Here is a 17797-nt window from a genome sequence, read left to right as displayed (position 1 = left end):
GCTTGGGGAGAAGAGGAAGAAATCATGCTGCTGGAGTTATTATGGACTTTTTTCAAAATTGGATTTATGTCTTTCGGCGGAGGGTACGCCATGCTTCCGGTCATCGAACACGCCGCGCTGAAGGAAGGCTGGATGACGGCGGAGCAATATACGGAAGCGATCGCCATTGCCGGCATGGCGCCGGGGCCGGTGGCCATGAACAGCGCCGTCTATGTCGGTTATGCCGCGGGCGGATGGATCGGCAGCCTGGTCGCTTCGCTGGGCATCGTGCTGCCTTCCGCCATCGTCATGTTCCTGGTTGCTACCGTTTTTTACCGTGTGTATGATAATCAGTGGATACAGGCGGCGCTGAACGGCATGAAGCCGGCCGTGATCGCCTTGATTGCATACGCCGCTTACACGATGACGATCCACTCCGGTTTTATTACCGGATTTTCCTTCAGCACGTTTGCCAGCATCGCCATTTTTATCGCTGCCCTGACCGCCATGATTCGTTTCCGCGTGCATCCGCTGGCCATGATTATCGTTTCAGGGATTGTGGGGATTGTGATTTATGCCTAGTATGCCTAATGAAAAGAACCAACGAATCGATGCGCAAAGCCGCATCCCGTCGCCCAAGGCGAAGGAGCTGTTCCAGGACATCCGCCGGATGCAGGAGATCGCCAAAAACGATTTGCTCGCCGCAAGCGGGCTTACGGTCAGCACCTTAACGCGCGTACTGGATGAGCTCGTCTCCATCGGGGTCATCACCGAAAGCGGTCTTGGAGCCTCCACCGGCGGACGGCGGCCGATTCTTTATCGGGTGAACGCCAGCTACGGTTATGCCTTCGGGCTCGACATATCCCGGGTGTCCTCCCGGCTTGTGCTGCTTGATCTAGCAGGCAACAAAATCGATGCCATAGAATGGCGCATGACCGAAGAAACCACGCCCTTGGCCCTTCTGCAGCAGGTGGCCGGGCAAGCCGGCGAATGGATGGACAAACACCGGATCGCCCGGGACCGGATCATCGGGATGGGCATCGGCGCCGTCGGGCCGCTGAGCAGGGAGGACGGCATCATCGAAGAACCCGAATGGTTTGCCGCTCCCGGCTGGAACCATGTGCCGATCGTGAAGCTGCTGGAGGAACGGCTCGGCTGTCCCGTCATGCTGGATAACGGCGCCAATACGGCGCTCATCGCGGAATCCTGGGCGAACCGCACCAAAAATTTCCGTCACATGTTATACGTCCATGCCGGCACGGGCCTTCGCCTCGGCATGATGACGGACAACAAGCTCATCCACGGCGCCGTCGATATGGAGGGTTCCTTCGGCCAAATGATCATCCAGGCGGACGGCCACCCCTACCGCACGCCGCAAGGCAATTACGGGGCGCTTGATTCGTATGCGTCGGTCTATGCCATTGAACGCGAAGTGAACTCAAGGCTGCGCCTCGGCCGCGGCAGCGTTTTGCGGCAATGGCTGCCGCCGGGGGAGCCGGCCAAATATCCGGACATTATGGAGGCGCTGAAGCAAATGGACCCGATGGTGACCGAAATCGTGACGCAAGCGGCGGCGTATTTCGGCGTCGGCCTTGCGAATCTGCTGAACATTTTGAATCCGGAAAAGGTTATTTTGGGCGGCCCGCTCATGACCGAATCGAATCTGTTTTTTTATACGGCCACCCAAACGGCCATCCGCAAAACCTACCATTATCCGAAATACCAGGTGATTTTCAGCAGAGGCACGTACGGCGACGAAGCCATCGCCATCGGAGCCGCGTTAATGATGCTGAGCCAGTTGACCGTCTAATCGGTTTGAACCTTCCACCCAGAGAGGAGTTTTCGCCATGTCAGCCGCATCCACGTTTGGAATGCCCGACAAACCTGACCACGAACCGCATCAAGACCGCAACGTTTCTCCCTGCTGCGCGGCAAAAAGGAAGGCCGTCGCCGGATCGGCCGGCTGCGGCACCCCTGCCATGGAGTCGGCACGAATACCAGCCGAAGCCCAAACCGCCGCGGCAGCGGCTCCCGCAAGCGAATCGCAGGCACCCGGAGCTTTGCGCCCGGATCCCTCTTCATGGCCCGTCATTCCGGAGGGCGAATATTGGCTTGGCACCGATGATCAGGAAGGGTTCCCTTCCGATGCCGAAGGGCCGGCCAGACGGGTGCGCGTCCAATCGTTCCGCATGTCGCCCTACGCCGTAACGAATGCCGATTTTGCGGCGTTCGTCGACAGCACGGGGTATGTGACGGAAGCGGAACAATTCGGCTGGTCGTACGTGTTTCACCTGCTGCTGCCCGAACCCGGGAAGGTCGCCATCGTCGGGTCGCCTCAGCAAACGCCGTGGTGGCACGGGGTTGAAGGCGCCTGCTGGAGAGCGCCCGAAGGGCCGGGAAGCAGCATTGCCGATCGGCTGAACCATCCGGTCGTGCACGTCTCATGGAACGACGCCCAGGCCTACTGCCGATGGGCCGGCGTACGCCTGCCGACCGAAGTCGAATGGGAGGCGGCGGCCCGCGGAGGGCTCGAAGGCAAACGTTACCCGTGGGGCGACGTCCTCCGTCCCAACGGGGAGCACCGGTGCAACATTTGGCAGGGCGTATTTCCGACGAAAAACCATGCCAGCGACGGATATTTCGGCACCGCCCCGGTTGACGCTTATGAACCGAACGGGTACGGCCTCTATAACGTTTCGGGCAGCGTCTGGGAATGGTGCGCCGACTGGTTTACGCGCGATCCCGGGCAGCGCGGCTCGACGGAGCGCCCGGCAGGACCCGCCGAGGGCGAGGCGCGCGTGCTTAAGGGCGGCTCTTACCTTTGCCATCATTCCTACTGCAACCGTTACCGCGTGGCGGCCCGAAGCGGTAATACCCCGGACAGCTCGACGGGCAATACCGGTTTTCGCGTCGCGGCGGATCTTTAGGTTTTTAACGTGATGTCGATGTCGGCTAGCCTGAGAACTTATACATTCGAACCTCTTCAAAAAACCCCGTCCTCCCCGGAATGGCATGAACGATTCGGGAGTGCGGGGCTTTTTCGAGTTTATTTTAATGAAATACCTTTTTAACAAAATCAATCAGTTTGGACTTTAGTGCGTCACCCTGCTCTCCCCTATGAAACATATCGGTTCCGTGATAACCGCTCGGATCCACGATGAGCTCTTTATCCGTTGCTCCGGATGCTTGATATAATTTGCGCACTTCTTTTTCAATCGATCCTCCATAATCACCGGGTGAAAAAACAAACAGGGATGGCGCTTTCATCTTTTTGACGCTTGGAATCGCATCATGCGGGCCACATTGTGCAGGAGAAGACAGAATAATGAGTCCCTCGACAGGCAGCTCTTGGCGAACGCCTGCAATGATTGCTGTCGTACCGCCGCATGATGCCCCTGCCAAAAACACTTTTTGTGAACCCAATCGTTTGAGTTCGCTTAAGGCTGCATCTGCATCACGATCTATATTCTGATTATCCTCCGGGAAATTCTGTGAGGCGCCGTGATTGCGATATTCAGGGATAACAACCAAATATCCGCTATCCGCCAGTTCAGTACCTATGTCAAGAAAAGAGCAGATGTTATAGCCTTGCTCGTGTGCCAGCAGGACTCCTTTGCTTCCGCTCCCAAGCACAAGTGCCGACAGATACACCCCGTCGCTGGTTGTCCAAGTAGTCGCTTGATCGCGCAGCTTCTCTGGCACGCAACTATTCACAAGATGCCCGCTCGAAGAGCGTACCGTTCGGTCCGGCCAGGCAGGATCATACTCAACCGGCGGGTTTGATGGCATGTTCGTCACTTCGGCAAGCGGTGTTTCATTCCCGGTCTCGGTTGTGGTGGACGTATTTTGAGGCAGATCCGTTGAAGAATGATCTTCGTTTGGAGATACGGGCATTTTGGCGGAGCATCCCGTAATGGTTATTATGAACAAAAGAAGCAAGACGAGTGCCATTTTTATGTCTTTAAAAGATACGATCATCAGTTTTCTATTCCTCCGAATGTTCACTGAATGTACAACAGAGCTCTATTATCACTTTGAATTAGGTGAGGTTGTTGTACTTTGGTTGAAGAACTCAAATGGATCTGAAACTCATTTCTCCTAGAGCGAACGCGCTTGAAAGCGCCGGGAACATGTTCTTGTCCTTTACAGCGATTTTCGGGGAGGCCTGTTTGCTGATTTGTGTTTCGTCGTTTGCTGCTTCGCCCTTCGGATGGCCCGCTGCTCCAGGCTGGAACGAGGCGGCGCTGAAAATCGAGGCCCCTTTCAGACGCCCTCTTGTTGCCTTATAATTGGCGCTGCCGTTGAAGACGGTATTGTCCGGGCGTGATTCCCATACGCTCGCGGAACAGCCTGCCGAAAAAGCTGGCGTTCGGGATGCCGACCCTTTCGGCGATTTCCTGCACGGACAAGGTGGTCTGCGCCAGCAGCGTGACCGCATGGGAAATCCGAAGATGGTGCACGTATTGAAGCGGCGTCATGCCCGTATATTTTTTCATGCAGCGCGTAATATAGTCGAATTGAAAATGGAGCGCGTCCTCCATGCTTTTGGAATGGAACGGCTCGCTCCAATGGTTTTGCAAATACAGGACCGCTTCCTTCGCCAGCTCGGACGAACGCGGGGCGGGCCTCGCTTTCGCTTCCGTTTGCAGCGTGCCCAGCAGCTCGCCGAACAACGTCTGCAGCTGCAGCGCCTCCTCCACGGACAGCTGCGCATTCAGCTTGACCATGCGGTTTAAGGCCGGCAGCAGTTTGGCGAAGGGCACGTCGCCATGCTTCGGAAGGTACATTGTCTGATCGGATGGCTTCGTATCGCTGTCGCGCCCCTGCGGAAGGACGGCAGACCACGGAATGTCCTTTGCGTCCAGCCTTCTGAGCGCCGCGGCATGCTTGAAATGCACCCAGTAGACCTCCGTTTCTTCCGTGCACGGGGCGCTGCCCGCATGGGTTTTCCCCGGTTCCAGCACCAGCAATTGCCCGCCCCGGATTACGTATTCCTCCCGATCCTCCCGCATATACATGGCGCCGCTTTTGACGAAGATGACGTCATACACGTCAAATGACCTTTCAAAATGGCAGTTCCCCGGCAACCACATCGCATGTCCGACGGTCACCAGCGACGGCAGCGGCGGGATCGCAAGCTCCAGGCATTTCAACGGGCTCCCCTCCCTTGTTCAAATCGATATCGTTTTAAACCCAATAAAACCGGTACTTCTGAAAACGGATCCATTATGTTCTATATTAACATCCCCCATCACTCCGGTCATGGTGCGAAGGTCGATATCGTGCGATATGAAGTCGCTATTTTGCGTAGTTCGCCGGCTGCGTTTCCGTTACCTTTAGGAAAAGAAATCCCTTTCCAAACCAAAGGAGGACATTCACGATGCGTTTTCGCCAGGTACACCTCGATTTTCATACGTCGGAAGCGATCGACCGTATTGGCAGCAGGTTCGAAAAAGAACAGTTCCAACAGATGCTGAAGCTTGGGCATGTAGATTCCATCACCGTCTTTTCCAAATGCCATCACGGATGGGCCTATCACCCGTCCGAAGCCAACCGCATCCATCCGGGGCTTACTTTTGACCTTCTCGGGGCAATGATCGAGGCGGCCCATGACATCGACGTTAAAACGCCCGTCTACTTATCCGCCGGATTCGACGAGAGGCTGGCCGTCAGCCATCCCGAGTGGTGGGTGCGCCCGCGTTACGGCGGCAGCGAGGATTTGTTCAGGCCCGGATATCACCTGCTGTGCCTGAATACCCCGTATCTCGACATTCTGCTGTCGCAAATCGCCGAGGTCGTCCGAAACTACGAGGCCGACGGCATCTTTTTGGACATCGTCGGCGTGAGGGAATGCTATTGCGCGAGCTGCGTCGCCGAAGCAAGGGCCGAGGGGCTCGACCCGCGCGACGCGGAAGGCATGAAACCGTTATGGGAGCGAACCTACGCCAACTACACCCGGCGCGTCCGGGAAACGGTGGATGCCCACAACCCCGGCCTGCCGGTGTTCCACAACGGCGGCCATATCCGGCGCGGCCGCCGCGATCTGGCCGGGATGAACACGCACCTGGAGCTGGAGTCGCTCCCTACCGGCGGCTGGGGCTACGACCATTTTCCGCTGTCGGCGCGTTACGTGCAGCCGCTCGGGACGCCTTTCCTCGGCATGACCGGAAAGTTCCACACCACCTGGGGGGAATTCGGGGGGTACAAACATCCGAACGCGCTCCGCTACGAGACGGCGCTCAGCCTTGCCCATGGGGCGGCCTGCTCGATCGGCGACCAGCTTCATCCCCTGGGACGGATGGACGAAGCGACCTACCGGCTTATCGGCAGCGCTTACGCGGAGGTAGAGGCGAAAGAAGAATGGTGCCGCGATGCGGCGAATGTCGCCGACGTGGCCCTGCTTTCCGTCGAAGCCGCCGGCTCGCATGCATCGGACGGCGGGCATGACAGCTTTACCGGCCAAGCCGATGCAGGGGCTGTCCGCATGCTGACCGAAGGCCATATCCTGTTTGACGTGGTGGACCTTGAAAGCGATTTTGACGCCTATCAAGTGGTCATTTTGCCCGACCGGATCCGCATCGACGAACCTCTGCATGCCAAGCTGTCGGCCTATCTCGCCCAGGGCGGACGCCTGCTGGCGACGGGAGAATCGGGACTGTGGGCGGACCGGGACGGTTTTGCGCTGGATTTGGGCGTCCGGCATGCCGGAGCGAATCCCTACCGTCCGGATTATTACCGCCCGCTCCACCCGCTCGCAAGCCTGGGCGGAGCGGCGTTTGTCTTCTATTCGGAAGGCCAGCGCGTCGAGCTGACTGAAACCGGCACGGAGCTCGGGCGGAGGGAAGACCCGTATTTCAACCGGGACGCGTTCGCCTTCTGCTCCCATCAGCATACGCCAAGCAGCGGCACGGACGGCGGTCCGGGCATGGTCGAAAGCCGCAATGGCATCTATATCGCCTGGAACGTCTTCGAAGATTATGCCGTGAAAGGGAGCCTTGTGCTGAAAGAAACGGTGTTGTACGCGCTGAGCCGCCTGCTGCCGGAGCCTACGCTGCGCACTACCTTGAAGGCCCAAGGCACCGTCACCCTGCAGAAGCAGGCGTCGAAATCCCGCTACGTGCAGCATGCGCTGTACGCCTCGCCGGTAAGGCGGGGGAAAGGCGTCGAAGTGATCGAGGACATCCTGCCGGTCTATCACGTATCCATGGAGCTCCGCATTCCCGAAGCCGTCAACGCCGTATACCTGGCTCCGCAAAGAAAGCCGCTCGATTTTAAGCAAGACGGTGAGAAATTAACGTACGTCATCCCTGAGCTGGAATGCCACCAGATGGTCGTGCTGGAATACGGGAAACCGGAGTAACGGCGGCACGGACCGTCCATGTTTGCCTCTGTTCGCTGCAAGGATCGGACCGTCCAAAAACAAAAAAGCCGTCCCTGCCGGTCATGTCGGCCTTGGGACGGCTATCCTGTTATCGATCGGGTTCGCGGGGGCGAGAAACGTCCTTCGCTTTCAGCGATACGATCGTATCGCTGTTTTGCTGTCCATGCTTATGCATGCCCCGCGCTTACTTCCGCCCGAAATCCGCCTTGATTTCGCCCCATTTCTCCGTGTTCCACTTTAAAATTTTGTTTTCGTAGGTGTTGTTTTCAAGCCACTGCACCGCACGGTCGGTGAGCTCCCAAATTTTGCGCGTGGACTCGTTCCTGGCGAGCGTCGTTGCGGGCTTTTTCTTGCGAACCCAGGCCAAAGCGGTTTGGGAATCGGTGTACACCGTTTTGCTGCTGCCCAGCTTCTTCAGGTAAGCCAATGCATGCACGATGGCGATAAACTCCCCCAAATTGTTCGTGCCGTTTTCGATCGGCCCGACGTAGAACAAAATTTCCCCCGTTCTCGTATCGACGCCTTTGTATTCGACCGGGCCGGGATTGCCGCGGGTGCCCACGTCCACCGAAATGCTGTCGTACACAATCTCCTCTTCGCCTGCAGGCGAAGGTTTACCGGCTCCGGCTTTCCCGCCTCCGGCCGTTTTGGAGGACGTGGACTTGCCTTGCCCCCAATTGCCTTTCCATCCGCCTTTGAATGCGGCCTCCGCTTCCGCGCGGGATTCGTACGATTTATATTTGGCGTCCGGATAGCCGTTTACCTGGGCCTGACACTCCGCCCAAGTGGCGTAAACCCCCGGCTTTTTCCCTTCCCAAACGACGTAAAACTTCGATTTCGCCATATGCGTAAAAACTCCTTAAGTAAAAAATAAGCTGCAGCCCAAACCTTAAACCCCGCTCAAGCCTTCTTGCTCAAAAGCGGCAATCGCCCCGCGGACAACATCCGGAATCGGCGTGCTTTTGCCGCTCCCCGTATCGATCAGCACGATCGCTCCGCGTCCCGCCGCCTTGAGCCGGTCGTTCGCTACTACCGCATACTCCACGTCCAGGGACGATCTTCCCATCGAAGCAACCCGCACATGAAGCTGAACCTTGTCGCTCCGGTACATTTGCTCCAGGTATTGGCATTCGAGATCGGCGACGACGGCAACCTTTTCCGTGCCGAACATCGAATCGAACAAGCCCAAATTTTCGAAATATTCGATGCGCCCCTGCTCGAAATACATAAAATAGCTTACATTGTTGACATGTCCCAGCATGTCGGTTTCGCAGTAGCGCACTTTGATCGGAATCGAAAAACGAAACTTTTGAAGCCAGCCGGCCGGATCGGGTTTGATAAAGCTTTCTTTGCGCATCGTTTATCCCCTCTCTTCTTCAAAAAAGAACAGTTTGAACAAAAAACGAGCCGCGGCCCGTTTTCAAGCACTTTCATCTCCGCCGTTTTTCCTTCCCAGTTTCAGCTTTGCCTGAACTCGCCCGGCGTCATGCCGGCGAATTTCCGGAATGCCCTGTGGAACTGGCTCGTGCAGGAAAAGCCGAGGCTGCAGCTGATGTCCGCCACCGAATCGCCGGAGCTTTTGAGCAGCTGCTTGGCTTTGTCCACCCTCAGCATCAGCAGATACTGGTACGGGGTAACGCCCGTGCATTCGCGAAAATTCCGGATGAAATGAAACCGGCTTTGCTTGGCGACGGCGGCCAGGTCATCGACCGAAACAGCCTCCGCATAATAAGCGTGCATATATTCGAGCACCTGATGGATATGCACATCGCGAACCTTGCTTTCAAGCCCGCGTTCCGGGATGGAGCCGTTCAGCGTTGCCCGCAAATAATGGAGCACCCGGATTTCCGTCTCCTGCGCCGCAAGCGGGTCCGGCGCATCGCCGAACATCAGCTCCGACGTCCAATGCCGGAACAGGCGGGACAGCTCCCCCGGATCCATCCGCTGACGGACCGCAAATTCCGGCAGACTGCCGGAAGCCTGCTCGAGCCCCAGCGCATCCTCGCGGATTTTGATGATGATCACGCTGGAATCCGCATCAAGCCGCAAAAAATGCTCCGTTCCCGGATGCTGGATCAATCCCTCGCCCCCGTTCAGCCGGTAAGGCTTATTTTCCATCATAACATGGCATACGCCTTGAACCGGAACGGTCACCTGATACCAATGCCCGTGGCGGTGGGACCGGTTCGAAAACCGGTCGGCGCCCTTAAAAAGCTCCATCCGTTCTGTTCGAATACTCATCTCCATCATCGCTTCACCTGTTGACATTATAGCAAAAAAAGCTTTCAAGGCCAGCAATTATCGCGGCGACAACGCCTCCATAACCCGGGTAAGATGAAGGGAAATCCGTTAATGCCGGCCGCTTCCCGCCTTTGCCGGGCCGGGCGGCGGTATTGACAGCGCGCGGATTTGTTTTAACATGTGGAGAACGACATTTCTAATCAGGACTGGAGAGAGGAGATACGAACATGATCATCGATATTCAAAACATTACTTGGAGAAGCGGGCAGCATACGCTCATGAAGGATGTCAGCTGGCAGGTCAAACCGGGGGAGCATTGGGCGCTGCTTGGCCTGAACGGTTCGGGAAAAACGACGCTGCTTAATATCGTCAACGGCTATATCTGGCCTTCGGAGGGCTCGGTGCGCGTCCTTGGCCATCTGTTCGGCGAAGTCGACCTGCGCGAATTGCGCAAATCGATCGGCTGGGTCAGCAATTCGTTCCAAGAGCGGCTGTACGCTTCGGACCGCACGCAGCATATCGTGATCAGCGGCAAACACGCCACGATCGGCCTGTACGATAAAACGAGCGACGAAGATTTCGAGCGGGCCCGCGAACTGATGGAGACGCTTAGCTGCGGGCATTTGTGGGACCGCGAATACCGGACCTGCTCCCAGGGCGAAAAGCAGAAGCTGCTCATCGCCCGCGCGCTGATGGCGGACCCCCGCATTTTGATTTTGGATGAGCCTTGCAACGGGCTGGATATTTTTTCGCGGGAGCGCCTGCTCGAAAGCATTGCGGAGCTCGTGCGCCAGCCGAACGCCCCGACCTTGATTTATGTCACGCATCATACGGAGGAGATTTTGCCTGCCTTCAGCCATGTGCTGCTCATGAGACGCGGGGAAGCGGTCGGCAGCGGCAAAACGGAAGACATTTTGACGGCGGAAAACCTGAGCGGATTTTTCGAATCGCCCGTCGTCGTGGACAGGCATGGAGAACGCTTTTACGTACGGGTAGCGGAATAACCTCCGGCTAATATAAACAAAGTCCTATCCCCTATTCAACAAAAGCATGATTATTCCGATATTACACATGCAGGAATAGATCATACAAAAGGGGATTACAGCACATATGTTCAAAAGATCAATCGCGTTTTTGCTGCTCGCATTCGTCTGCATGATGCCTGCCGCGCTGGCATCGGCGCCGCCGCGGAACGTCGTCGTCATGGATGCGAAAACCAGCCATTCTTTTTTGCCCGTCCGTTTCCTTAACGGTTTTGACGGGAATCAGATCCTGTGGAACGACGCCGCAAAACGGCTTGAAATCACGCACGGCTCCACGAAAATAGCGATGACCCTTGGTCAAAAAACAGCTGACGTCAATGGCCGCTCCGTCTCCCTTCAGGATGCGCCGTACAGGGACAACGGGGTCGTCTACGTGCCTGCCCAGCTCGTAAGCCAAGAGCTTGGCTACAAGCTTGCCTGGCTGAAAGACAGCAATGCCGTCACCATCGCCGCAAACGGCTCGTCGGAAGTTCTGCCCGTCGTCATCCGTAATAACGGCAAAGCCGAAGCCAAGCCGGTCGTAAGCGAAAAGAAGACTTTTAAAATCGGCTCCCGTTCCATCGCCGCGCAGACGGTTACCGTCGACCTGATGAATCCCAAAGTTCATTTGGACGTGGTGCTGGCGGGCAATACGCCCGGCAAGGTCGAAGCGCTCGGCAGCATCGCCAAACGCAGCGGCGCGGCCGTCGCGATCAACGGCACCTTTTTTGACGCTTACACGAATGGCGGCTACAAAGCCCCCTACGGCTACATTTTAAGCAAAGGCGCCATTAAGATGGCAAGCCCGGGCGACAAGCGGGTCATTTTTGCTTACGACAAAAACCAGCTTCCAAGCTTGATTTCCGGCTTGTCTTTCAAGACGGCGTACGACCAAGGGCGCATCGAGGGAGGACTTCAGGCCGGCCCGCGCCTGCTGCTTAACGGCAAAGTGTCGCTGAACGTGAAGCAGGAAGGGTTCAAAGATCCGAAGATACTGACGGGCGGCGGGGCACGCAGCGCACTCGGCATTACCAAGGACCATAAATTGATTTTGCTGACGACGGGCGGGGCGACGATTCCGCAGCTCGCGGAAATCATGCGCCAAGCGGGCGCTTACCAAGCGATGAATTTGGACGGCGGCGCATCCAGCGGCCTGTACTACAACGGCAAATATTTGACGGCTCCCGGACGCCTCATCAGCAATGCCCTCGTCGTAAAAGTGCAATAATGAGAGTCTCTTAACTGAGCTCCGATACTCGACAAAAAGGCTGGCCTTGAGATTTGCAATCCCAAGTTCCAGCCTTTTTTGCTGCGAATTTTCGGGGAAAACGAAGAATCCGGCGTTTAGGATTACGGTTTGCCCAAACCCGTTTTCACCCAATCGGCGACGGTTACGGTGCGTTTTGCCTGATGCAACACGGCTTCCTTGACGTCCTCGATCATTTTTCCGTCCTGGCCGACCGTAACCGATGTGCCGTAGGGGTTGCCGCCTGCCGCAAAAAGCGATGGATCGGTATATCCCGGCGCCGCGATGATCGCTCCCCAGTGGTACATGCTCGTGTACAAGGAAAGGATCGTTTCTTCCTGGCCGCCATGCGGGTTTTGCGCCGAAGCCATGGCGCTGACGACCTTGTTCATCAGCTTGCCGTGGAACCAGAGCCCGCCGGTCAGGTCCAGGAATTGTTTCATTTGCACCGGCATGTTGCCAAAACGGGTAGGGATGCTGAAAATGATCGCGTCCGCCCATTCCAGGTCGGCCAGGCTGGCTTCCGGAATATGCTGCGTCGCTTCCTGGTTGGCTTTCCAGGCCGGATTGGAATCGATCGCCGATTGCGGCGCCGTTTCGGCCACTTTCAGCACTTTGACCTCGGAACCCGCTTGTTTTGCGCCTTCGGCAGCCCATTGCGCCAGCTGGTAGTTGGTGCCGCCGGAGCTGTAATAAATTATGGCCGTGTTTACGTTTGCCATCGAATTTCCCCCTTTTTCGTGGAATATGGATAGGTTTTATTCTGCCAAAGAAGGAATTAAAGTATTCTCCGCCTAACGTTCACGGTTCATGTTGCCGGGGATTAACGATTCATCCATTTGCCGTTGGTGAAGTCCGGAATCGCCACCGGATGTCCTCCCAAAGCGATCGATTCTTCGGACAAAGCGGAGATGCACATCCAAGCGGCCATGTCGTATACGTCCAGCGGCGTTTCGGTCCCTTGTTTCACGCTTTCGAAAAAATCTTTGAACACAAGCCAGTCCATCCCGTCATGGCCGCCTTTGACGCCTTCTTCGATATATTTTTTCCATACCGGATGCTCGTATTGTTCCCTGAATTGCTCCACGTTGCCCCACTGGGGTTTCCATCCCATATGGAAGTCGTCATGCACGCCGTCCAAATAAATCGAATGGTTGTCCTCCATGTACATGCCTTTCGTACCGCGGACGGTGAATCCCCGGGAATAATAACGCGGCAGCGTCGTATCGAGCGTAATCGTGATCGTTTCGCCATGCGCGCATTTAATGACGGTCGTCACGATATCGCCCTGCAGGAATTCCGTTTGCATCAGCTCGGCATCATCGCTTTTTTCCTTGCGGACATACTCCTGCATGCCTTTTGCCTTGGAAGCCATCGATACCAGCGAAACCATGCGGTTCCCGTGGTTGATGTTCAGAATGCGGGCGATCGGCCCGATTTCATGCGTAGGATAGTTTTCGCAATTGCGATGGATGTAATTGTTCAAGCGGTAATGGCGGTTTTCTTTTCCAAAGGCAATTTCGCTTCGCAGATCGTGATGGTAGCCGCCGGCGCAATGTACGATGTCGCCCAGCACGCCCTGCTTCACCATGTTGAGCACCATCATTTCGTCCCGGCCGTAGCAGCAGTTTTCCATGATCATGCAGGGCACCCGGGTGCGTTCGTACGCTTCGACAAGCTTCCAGCATTCCTGGACGGAATAAGCCCCGCCTACCTCGCATGCCGCATAAATGCCGGCTTCCATCGCGGCCACCGCAATATCGATATGGTCGGCCCACGAAGCGCCGATGACGACCGCGTCGATATCGCCAAGCGCCATCACGTCCCGGTAATCCCGCGTCACGAAAGGACGTGCGCCGCCCTTTTCTGCAACCGCTTTCGCTGCGGCTTCGCCGCGGTCCTCGTATTTGTCGCAAACCGCCACGACCTCGACGTCGTCCATATGCAAAATAACGCCCGTCAATAATCCCATGCCGCGGGCACCGAGACCGATTACGCCGACTTTCACTTTGTTTTTCATCGCAGCCTCCCCAAAGGATATGAATCTATGTTTTGATTATGAATCTATGATTCTTTTCACTCTGATATTCCCCCGTTTCCTATGATCTGTCAATATTCATATTTTTACCCTGTGATCATTTGATGATATTTGGTAGATGAATGATGGATGGGTATGGTATAATTTGGGGCTGAGGTTCATGAACGACAACATCGTGAGAAGGATGGAGAAACACGGATGAAAAAGCTCTTATCAATTGTGTTGATATTTTGCCTGCTGCTGCCTGCTGCCAGCGTTTCGGCAAAATCGAACCCGCCTGCGGCCAAAACGTATCCCAAGCTTTATTTGGGCATGGACGCCTCCAAGCTTCCCATGAAGCTTTTGAACGGGCTCGTCGTTGACAAAGAAAACGTGGACGGCTTGGGATTCCTGCCGGTCATCAAGCTGAACGGAAAAAAAGTATGGCGCGAAGCCGACGAATCCTGGATCAACACGGGCGGCGCCGTTCAATTTACCGTTGCATCCGGCGGAGACACATTTTTGCTGTATCTGTCGGGCGCTACCGGCGGAAGCATGGTCCAGGTGGTCGGGGTGCACAAGAACGGAAAGGTTTTTCTTAGAAAATCGTTTGGCGGCGTAGGCGTCAATGCGACATTTCTTTCGGCCAACACCATCCAGGTGGAAATCGAGCGGGAAAATCTAAAATGGAACCCTGACCGGGATCCGAATGCGGCAAGACATACCGGGGTTTATGACGTCACGGTGTACCAGCTGTCCGCCAAAGGGATGGCCAAACAAAAGCAATTCGTGAAAAAAACGGGTTAGAACAAGGTTAATGTTTATAACAGGATAGCAGTGGGGCAGGATAGGTTCAGAAGCAAAAAAGGGCGCTTGGAAAGCGGCCCTTTTTTATATTCGAGGCATTAAACGTATGAATTTATTTCGTAATGGTAGCCGTTTTCGTCTGATTGTCCCATGTAAGGTTCGCCCCTAAGGCTTCGGCAATTGCACGCAGAGGCACCGTGACTACCCCATCCTCCAGCTTGGCGCCGCTCAGCGTTTTGCCATTGGCGATTACGGTTACTTCGGGGCCGTCCGGGGCGGGAGTCTCTTTCTTTTTCAGCCCCAAATATTTTGCGATTCCGAGGACATGCCCGCTTACGATCGCCTCCATCACGGCCGGCTGTTTAAGCTTGGCGGCATCGGACGCGACATCGATGAATAAGTTTTCCGTCAAAACGGCCGGCATCCGGCTCTCGCGGCACATGTGCAGGTTCCCGGTCTTTTGCCCTCGATCCGCGACGCCAAAAGGTTTCAACCCAGCCATGATTTCCGTATGGAGCAGGTTTTGGAGCTTCACCGTCGCTGCCGATGCCGACGTATAACGATAAGATTCAAAACCGCCCGAGCCGCCTCCCGCATTGCAATGAACGCTAATCAGAAGATCTGCGCCCGCGGCGTTAGCCTGGCCGGTCCGGTCCTTCAGTTCGACAAACACGTCCGTGCTTCGGGATAACAATGCCTGTACATCCTCATATTCCGAATCCAAACGCTTTTTAATGGCTAATGCTAGCGCAAGAACAACATCCTTTTCCTGCAAACCATTTCCGGTAGCCCCCGAATCTTTGCCGCCATGTCCGGCATCGATCCACACTTTTTTCATTCGGATGACCTCCTTTTCGTGCAAACCGCTTACTATCCTCAGAATTTCTCAGGCCAGGCCGTTCTGTTTTCGAAAATCATACCCTTCCTTTTATATGATTATTCCGGTCATCATTTTTTGAGGCGGCGGTTGCACCAGGAAATATCCAAAAACCGGGAGAACCTGAATGGATTGCTTTATAACAAAAAAACGCCCTTCGGCGTGTTTGTTTTAAATCTATATGGAGCGGGTGATGGGAATACTCAACATCTCGATTTAAAAGGCGAGCCTGCGGCTCGCACCTAGAGGTTGATGTTGACGCGCGTCCTGATCGGGACATTCTCAAAGAAGCTTTCACGGACGGTCGCACCCACGCTGCGTGGCTTCTTCTTCCCCACACGCCTCCATATAACAAAAAAACGCCCTTCGGCGTGTTTGTTTTAAATCTATATGGAGCGGGTGATGGGAATCGAACCCACGCTACCAGCTTGGAAGGCTGGAGTTCTACCATTGAACTACACCCGCGCGAAAAAAGGAAAGAGATCGGGATGACACGATTCGAACATGCGACCCCCTGGTCCCAAACCAGGTGCTCTACCAAGCTGAGCTACATCCCGAAAAGAAGGTAAACAGTTAAATGGAGCGGACGACGGGAATCGAACCCGCGACCCTCGCCTTGGCAAGGCGATGCTCTACCGCTGAGCCACGTCCGCATATTCATGGTGCGCGTGGAGGGACTTGAACCCCCACGTCAAAGACGCTAGATCCTAAGTCTAGTGCGTCTGCCAATTCCGCCACACGCGCAATTGAAAAACTGGTGAGCCATGAAGGACTCGAACCTTCGACACCCTGATTAAAAGTCAGGTGCTCTACCAACTGAGCTAATGGCTCGTAATTGCCTTGAGTAAAATGGCTGGGGATATAGGATTCGAACCTATGCATGACGGAGTCAAAGTCCGTTGCCTTACCGCTTGGCTAATCCCCAATAGTTAGGATAAATGGGGCGATCGATGGGACTTGAACCCACGAATGCCGGAGCCACAATCCGGTGCGTTAACCCCTTCGCCACGACCGCCATATGCAATTCTGGTGCCGGCGAGAGGACTTGAACCCCCAACCTACTGATTACAAGTCAGTTGCTCTACCAATTGAGCTACACCGGCGCAATGATTGAGTAAGATGATGCTAGAGAACAATAATGGCGGAACCGACGGGATTCGAACCCGCGATCTCCTGCGTGACAGGCAGGCATGTTAGGCCTCTACACCACGGTTCCAGGCCTTTATGAATCCTGAAAGCTTCCCGCTTTGAGGAATAATGGTGGAGACTGAGGGGATCGAACCCCCGACCCTCTGCTTGTAAGGCAGATGCTCTCCCAGCTGAGCTAAGTCTCCTTAAATTTTCTATGAACCCGACTGGATTCTCGTCCCAATCAAGGGAAAGTAATGGTGACCCGTAGGGGATTCGAACCCCTGTTACCTCCGTGAAAGGGAGGTGTCTTAACCCCTTGACCAACGGGCCTTAATATGTAAAGTTTGAAATGCTGGCGGAGAGAGAGGGATTCGAACCCTCGAGACGCTTGTGACGCCTACACGATTTCCAATCGTGCTCCTTCGGCCAGCTCGGACACCTCTCCGCGTCTTGTCCAAAAATGATGATTGCTTTCAGCATTCAAACATTTTATTGGAATTCAACTCCCCGAACAGGACTCGAACCTGTGACAACTCGATTAACAGTCGAGTGCTCTACCGACTGAGCTATCGGGGAACGTTTCGCAAAAAAATAACCACAAAGGATGTGGTTTCCGCTTGGCAGCGTCCTACTCTCCCAGGACCCTTCGGTCCAAGTACCATCGGCGCTGGAGGGCTTAACGGTCGTGTTCGGGATGGGTACGCGTGGAACCCCTCCGCCATCGCCACCAAACGGGATTTTTCGCTGCAACATCGCAGCTTCAAAATCGTTTGTGAAATTCGCTTCATCTTGATTGACGATTGAATTCCAATACGATATGTACAGGAATCGGCATCGCCAAATGCCGAAAGTCATACTTGCCCTTCGAAACCACTTGAGCTTCAAAAAGTTGTTTTGACTCCCTGAAAACTAGATACGAAACGTTTTGCGTTTTATTTTCCGTAGCATTTCCCGGTTTTTGTTCCGGGCCCCCGAAAAGTATTCGGATTGAACCGCGAAGCCTAAGCTTCACTTTTTGGGGTACTTTTTAGGATAAGCCCTCGACCGATTAGTATTGGTCAGCTCCATGCATTGCTGCACTTCCACCTCCAACCTA

The 17797-nt window shown here is 55.2% G+C and carries 16 protein-coding genes, 13 tRNA genes and 1 rRNA gene; 8 read left to right on the top strand and 22 right to left on the bottom strand.

Annotation, left to right across the window (positions count from 1 at the left end; genetic code table 11):
• Positions 1-24 precede the first annotated feature (24 nt).
• The 3 genes from KI367_RS21090 to KI367_RS21080 all read left to right on the top strand — a co-directional run bounded on the left by KI367_RS21090 (position 25) and on the right by KI367_RS21080 (position 2906).
• Positions 25-561: a chromate transporter gene (locus KI367_RS21090; protein WP_212952082.1), complete on the top strand. Its 537-nt coding sequence runs from the start codon at positions 25-27 to the stop codon at positions 559-561.
• A complete protein-coding gene (locus tag KI367_RS21085) occupies positions 554-1789 on the top strand; it encodes an ROK family protein (protein ID WP_373316249.1) in 1236 nt (411 codons plus the stop codon). The genes KI367_RS21090 and KI367_RS21085 overlap by 8 nt, the downstream gene beginning before the upstream one ends.
• Positions 1790-1850: 61 nt before the next feature.
• On the top strand, positions 1851-2906 hold the full coding sequence (locus KI367_RS21080) for a formylglycine-generating enzyme family protein (RefSeq protein WP_444544271.1): 1056 nt from the start codon (positions 1851-1853) through the stop codon (positions 2904-2906).
• A gap of 124 nt (positions 2907-3030) precedes the next feature.
• Here the strand turns inward: KI367_RS21080 and KI367_RS21075 are convergent, their stop codons facing one another.
• The gene (locus tag KI367_RS21075; protein ID WP_212952081.1) at positions 3031-3957 is read right to left on the bottom strand and encodes an alpha/beta hydrolase; all 927 of its coding nucleotides are present in this window, start codon (positions 3955-3957) and stop codon (positions 3031-3033) included.
• 305 nt (positions 3958-4262) lie between these two features.
• Positions 4263-5132, bottom strand: a complete 870-nt coding sequence (locus KI367_RS21070; RefSeq protein WP_212952080.1) for a helix-turn-helix domain-containing protein — start codon at positions 5130-5132, stop codon at positions 4263-4265.
• A gap of 227 nt (positions 5133-5359) precedes the next feature.
• Here KI367_RS21070 and KI367_RS21065 point away from each other — a divergent pair, with 227 nt between their 5' ends.
• Positions 5360-7339, top strand: coding sequence for a beta-galactosidase trimerization domain-containing protein (locus KI367_RS21065; RefSeq protein ID WP_212952079.1), 1980 nt, complete (start codon positions 5360-5362; stop codon positions 7337-7339).
• Between the two features lie 205 nt (positions 7340-7544).
• On the opposite strand, the gene rnhA is transcribed toward KI367_RS21065, so the two are convergent.
• The 3 genes from rnhA to KI367_RS21050 form a co-directional block, all read right to left on the bottom strand.
• Positions 7545-8204, bottom strand: coding sequence for a ribonuclease H (gene rnhA, locus KI367_RS21060; protein WP_212952078.1), 660 nt, complete (start codon positions 8202-8204; stop codon positions 7545-7547).
• Positions 8205-8249: 45 nt separating this feature from the next.
• Positions 8250-8717, bottom strand: coding sequence for an acyl-CoA thioesterase (locus KI367_RS21055; protein ID WP_036712238.1), 468 nt, complete (start codon positions 8715-8717; stop codon positions 8250-8252).
• 101 nt (positions 8718-8818) lie between these two features.
• Entirely contained in the window at positions 8819-9601 is a 783-nt protein-coding gene (locus KI367_RS21050) for an AraC family transcriptional regulator (RefSeq protein ID WP_212952077.1), read from the bottom strand.
• Positions 9602-9828: 227 nt separating this feature from the next.
• On the opposite strand from KI367_RS21050, the gene KI367_RS21045 reads away from it, so the two are divergent.
• Both KI367_RS21045 and KI367_RS21040 read left to right on the top strand, forming a co-directional pair.
• A complete protein-coding gene (locus tag KI367_RS21045; RefSeq protein WP_036712242.1) occupies positions 9829-10605 on the top strand; it encodes an ABC transporter ATP-binding protein in 777 nt (258 codons plus the stop codon).
• 106 nt (positions 10606-10711) lie between these two features.
• Positions 10712-11851 carry a phosphodiester glycosidase family protein gene (locus KI367_RS21040; protein ID WP_036712244.1) on the top strand — a complete coding sequence of 380 codons (1140 nt, stop codon included), beginning with the start codon at positions 10712-10714 and terminating at the stop codon, positions 11849-11851.
• A gap of 122 nt (positions 11852-11973) precedes the next feature.
• On the opposite strand, the gene wrbA is transcribed toward KI367_RS21040, so the two are convergent.
• The gene (gene wrbA, locus KI367_RS21035; RefSeq protein ID WP_036712246.1) at positions 11974-12591 is read right to left on the bottom strand and encodes an NAD(P)H:quinone oxidoreductase; all 618 of its coding nucleotides are present in this window, start codon (positions 12589-12591) and stop codon (positions 11974-11976) included.
• A gap of 101 nt (positions 12592-12692) precedes the next feature.
• Positions 12693-13889 (bottom strand): Gfo/Idh/MocA family protein, encoded by a 1197-nt coding sequence (locus KI367_RS21030; protein ID WP_036712248.1) that lies wholly within the window; start codon positions 13887-13889, stop codon positions 12693-12695.
• Positions 13890-14105: 216 nt separating this feature from the next.
• On the opposite strand from KI367_RS21030, the gene KI367_RS21025 reads away from it, so the two are divergent.
• On the top strand, positions 14106-14693 hold the full coding sequence (locus KI367_RS21025) for a hypothetical protein (RefSeq protein ID WP_212952076.1): 588 nt from the start codon (positions 14106-14108) through the stop codon (positions 14691-14693).
• Positions 14694-14805: 112 nt separating this feature from the next.
• On the opposite strand, the gene KI367_RS21020 is transcribed toward KI367_RS21025, so the two are convergent.
• Complete coding sequence (locus KI367_RS21020) at positions 14806-15531, bottom strand: N-acetylmuramoyl-L-alanine amidase (protein ID WP_212952075.1); 726 nt, start codon at positions 15529-15531, stop codon at positions 14806-14808.
• A gap of 18 nt (positions 15532-15549) precedes the next feature.
• On the opposite strand from KI367_RS21020, the gene KI367_RS21015 reads away from it, so the two are divergent.
• Positions 15550-15816, top strand: coding sequence for a hypothetical protein (locus tag KI367_RS21015; RefSeq protein ID WP_212952074.1), 267 nt, complete (start codon positions 15550-15552; stop codon positions 15814-15816).
• Between the two features lie 145 nt (positions 15817-15961).
• Here the strand turns inward: KI367_RS21015 and KI367_RS21010 are convergent.
• The 14 genes from KI367_RS21010 to rrf form a co-directional block, all read right to left on the bottom strand.
• Positions 15962-16035, bottom strand: a tRNA-Gly gene (locus KI367_RS21010).
• Positions 16036-16053: 18 nt separating this feature from the next.
• Positions 16054-16127: transfer RNA gene (locus tag KI367_RS21005), tRNA-Pro, on the bottom strand.
• A gap of 21 nt (positions 16128-16148) precedes the next feature.
• Positions 16149-16223: transfer RNA gene (locus tag KI367_RS21000), tRNA-Gly, on the bottom strand.
• 7 nt (positions 16224-16230) lie between these two features.
• Positions 16231-16314: transfer RNA gene (locus tag KI367_RS20995), tRNA-Leu, on the bottom strand.
• Positions 16315-16325: 11 nt separating this feature from the next.
• Positions 16326-16401: transfer RNA gene (locus KI367_RS20990), tRNA-Lys, on the bottom strand.
• Between the two features lie 19 nt (positions 16402-16420).
• Positions 16421-16495 (bottom strand) — tRNA-Gln (locus KI367_RS20985).
• 14 nt (positions 16496-16509) lie between these two features.
• Positions 16510-16585 (bottom strand) — tRNA-His (locus KI367_RS20980).
• A 12-nt stretch (positions 16586-16597) separates the two neighbouring features.
• A tRNA-Thr gene (locus tag KI367_RS20975) sits at positions 16598-16673 on the bottom strand.
• Between the two features lie 36 nt (positions 16674-16709).
• A tRNA-Asp gene (locus KI367_RS20970) sits at positions 16710-16786 on the bottom strand.
• Positions 16787-16828: 42 nt separating this feature from the next.
• Positions 16829-16904 (bottom strand) — tRNA-Val (locus tag KI367_RS20965).
• 52 nt (positions 16905-16956) lie between these two features.
• A tRNA-Glu gene (locus tag KI367_RS20960) sits at positions 16957-17031 on the bottom strand.
• Positions 17032-17054: 23 nt separating this feature from the next.
• A tRNA-Ser gene (locus KI367_RS20955) sits at positions 17055-17146 on the bottom strand.
• A 58-nt stretch (positions 17147-17204) separates the two neighbouring features.
• Positions 17205-17277 (bottom strand) — tRNA-Asn (locus KI367_RS20950).
• A gap of 39 nt (positions 17278-17316) precedes the next feature.
• Positions 17317-17433 (bottom strand): 5S ribosomal RNA (gene rrf / locus KI367_RS20945).
• Positions 17434-17797 lie beyond the last annotated feature (364 nt).

Source organism: Paenibacillus cookii (assembly GCF_018333375.1).
GTDB lineage: Bacteria > Bacillota > Bacilli > Paenibacillales > Paenibacillaceae > Paenibacillus_AQ > Paenibacillus_AQ cookii.
Note: the sequence above shows the minus strand (reverse complement) of the source record. Positions and strands in the feature narration are given on the sequence as shown.

Excerpts from the sequence above, each read along its gene's own strand:
- KI367_RS21090 (WP_212952082.1), top strand. The coding sequence starts at position 25 with ATGCTGCTGGAGTTATTATGGACTTTTTTCAAAATTGGATTTATGTCT.
- KI367_RS21085 (WP_373316249.1), top strand. The coding sequence starts at position 554 with ATGCCTAGTATGCCTAATGAAAAGAACCAACGAATCGATGCGCAAAGC.
- KI367_RS21080 (WP_444544271.1), top strand. The coding sequence starts at position 1,851 with ATGCCCGACAAACCTGACCACGAACCGCATCAAGACCGCAACGTTTCT.
- KI367_RS21075 (WP_212952081.1), bottom strand. The coding sequence starts at position 3,957 with ATGATCGTATCTTTTAAAGACATAAAAATGGCACTCGTCTTGCTTCTT.
- KI367_RS21065 (WP_212952079.1), top strand. The coding sequence starts at position 5,360 with ATGCGTTTTCGCCAGGTACACCTCGATTTTCATACGTCGGAAGCGATC.
- rnhA (WP_212952078.1), bottom strand. The coding sequence starts at position 8,204 with ATGGCGAAATCGAAGTTTTACGTCGTTTGGGAAGGGAAAAAGCCGGGG.
- KI367_RS21055 (WP_036712238.1), bottom strand. The coding sequence starts at position 8,717 with ATGCGCAAAGAAAGCTTTATCAAACCCGATCCGGCCGGCTGGCTTCAA.
- KI367_RS21050 (WP_212952077.1), bottom strand. The coding sequence starts at position 9,601 with ATGAGTATTCGAACAGAACGGATGGAGCTTTTTAAGGGCGCCGACCGG.
- KI367_RS21045 (WP_036712242.1), top strand. The coding sequence starts at position 9,829 with ATGATCATCGATATTCAAAACATTACTTGGAGAAGCGGGCAGCATACG.
- KI367_RS21040 (WP_036712244.1), top strand. The coding sequence starts at position 10,712 with ATGTTCAAAAGATCAATCGCGTTTTTGCTGCTCGCATTCGTCTGCATG.
- wrbA (WP_036712246.1), bottom strand. The coding sequence starts at position 12,591 with ATGGCAAACGTAAACACGGCCATAATTTATTACAGCTCCGGCGGCACC.
- KI367_RS21030 (WP_036712248.1), bottom strand. The coding sequence starts at position 13,889 with ATGAAAAACAAAGTGAAAGTCGGCGTAATCGGTCTCGGTGCCCGCGGC.
- KI367_RS21025 (WP_212952076.1), top strand. The coding sequence starts at position 14,106 with ATGAAAAAGCTCTTATCAATTGTGTTGATATTTTGCCTGCTGCTGCCT.
- KI367_RS21020 (WP_212952075.1), bottom strand. The coding sequence starts at position 15,531 with ATGAAAAAAGTGTGGATCGATGCCGGACATGGCGGCAAAGATTCGGGG.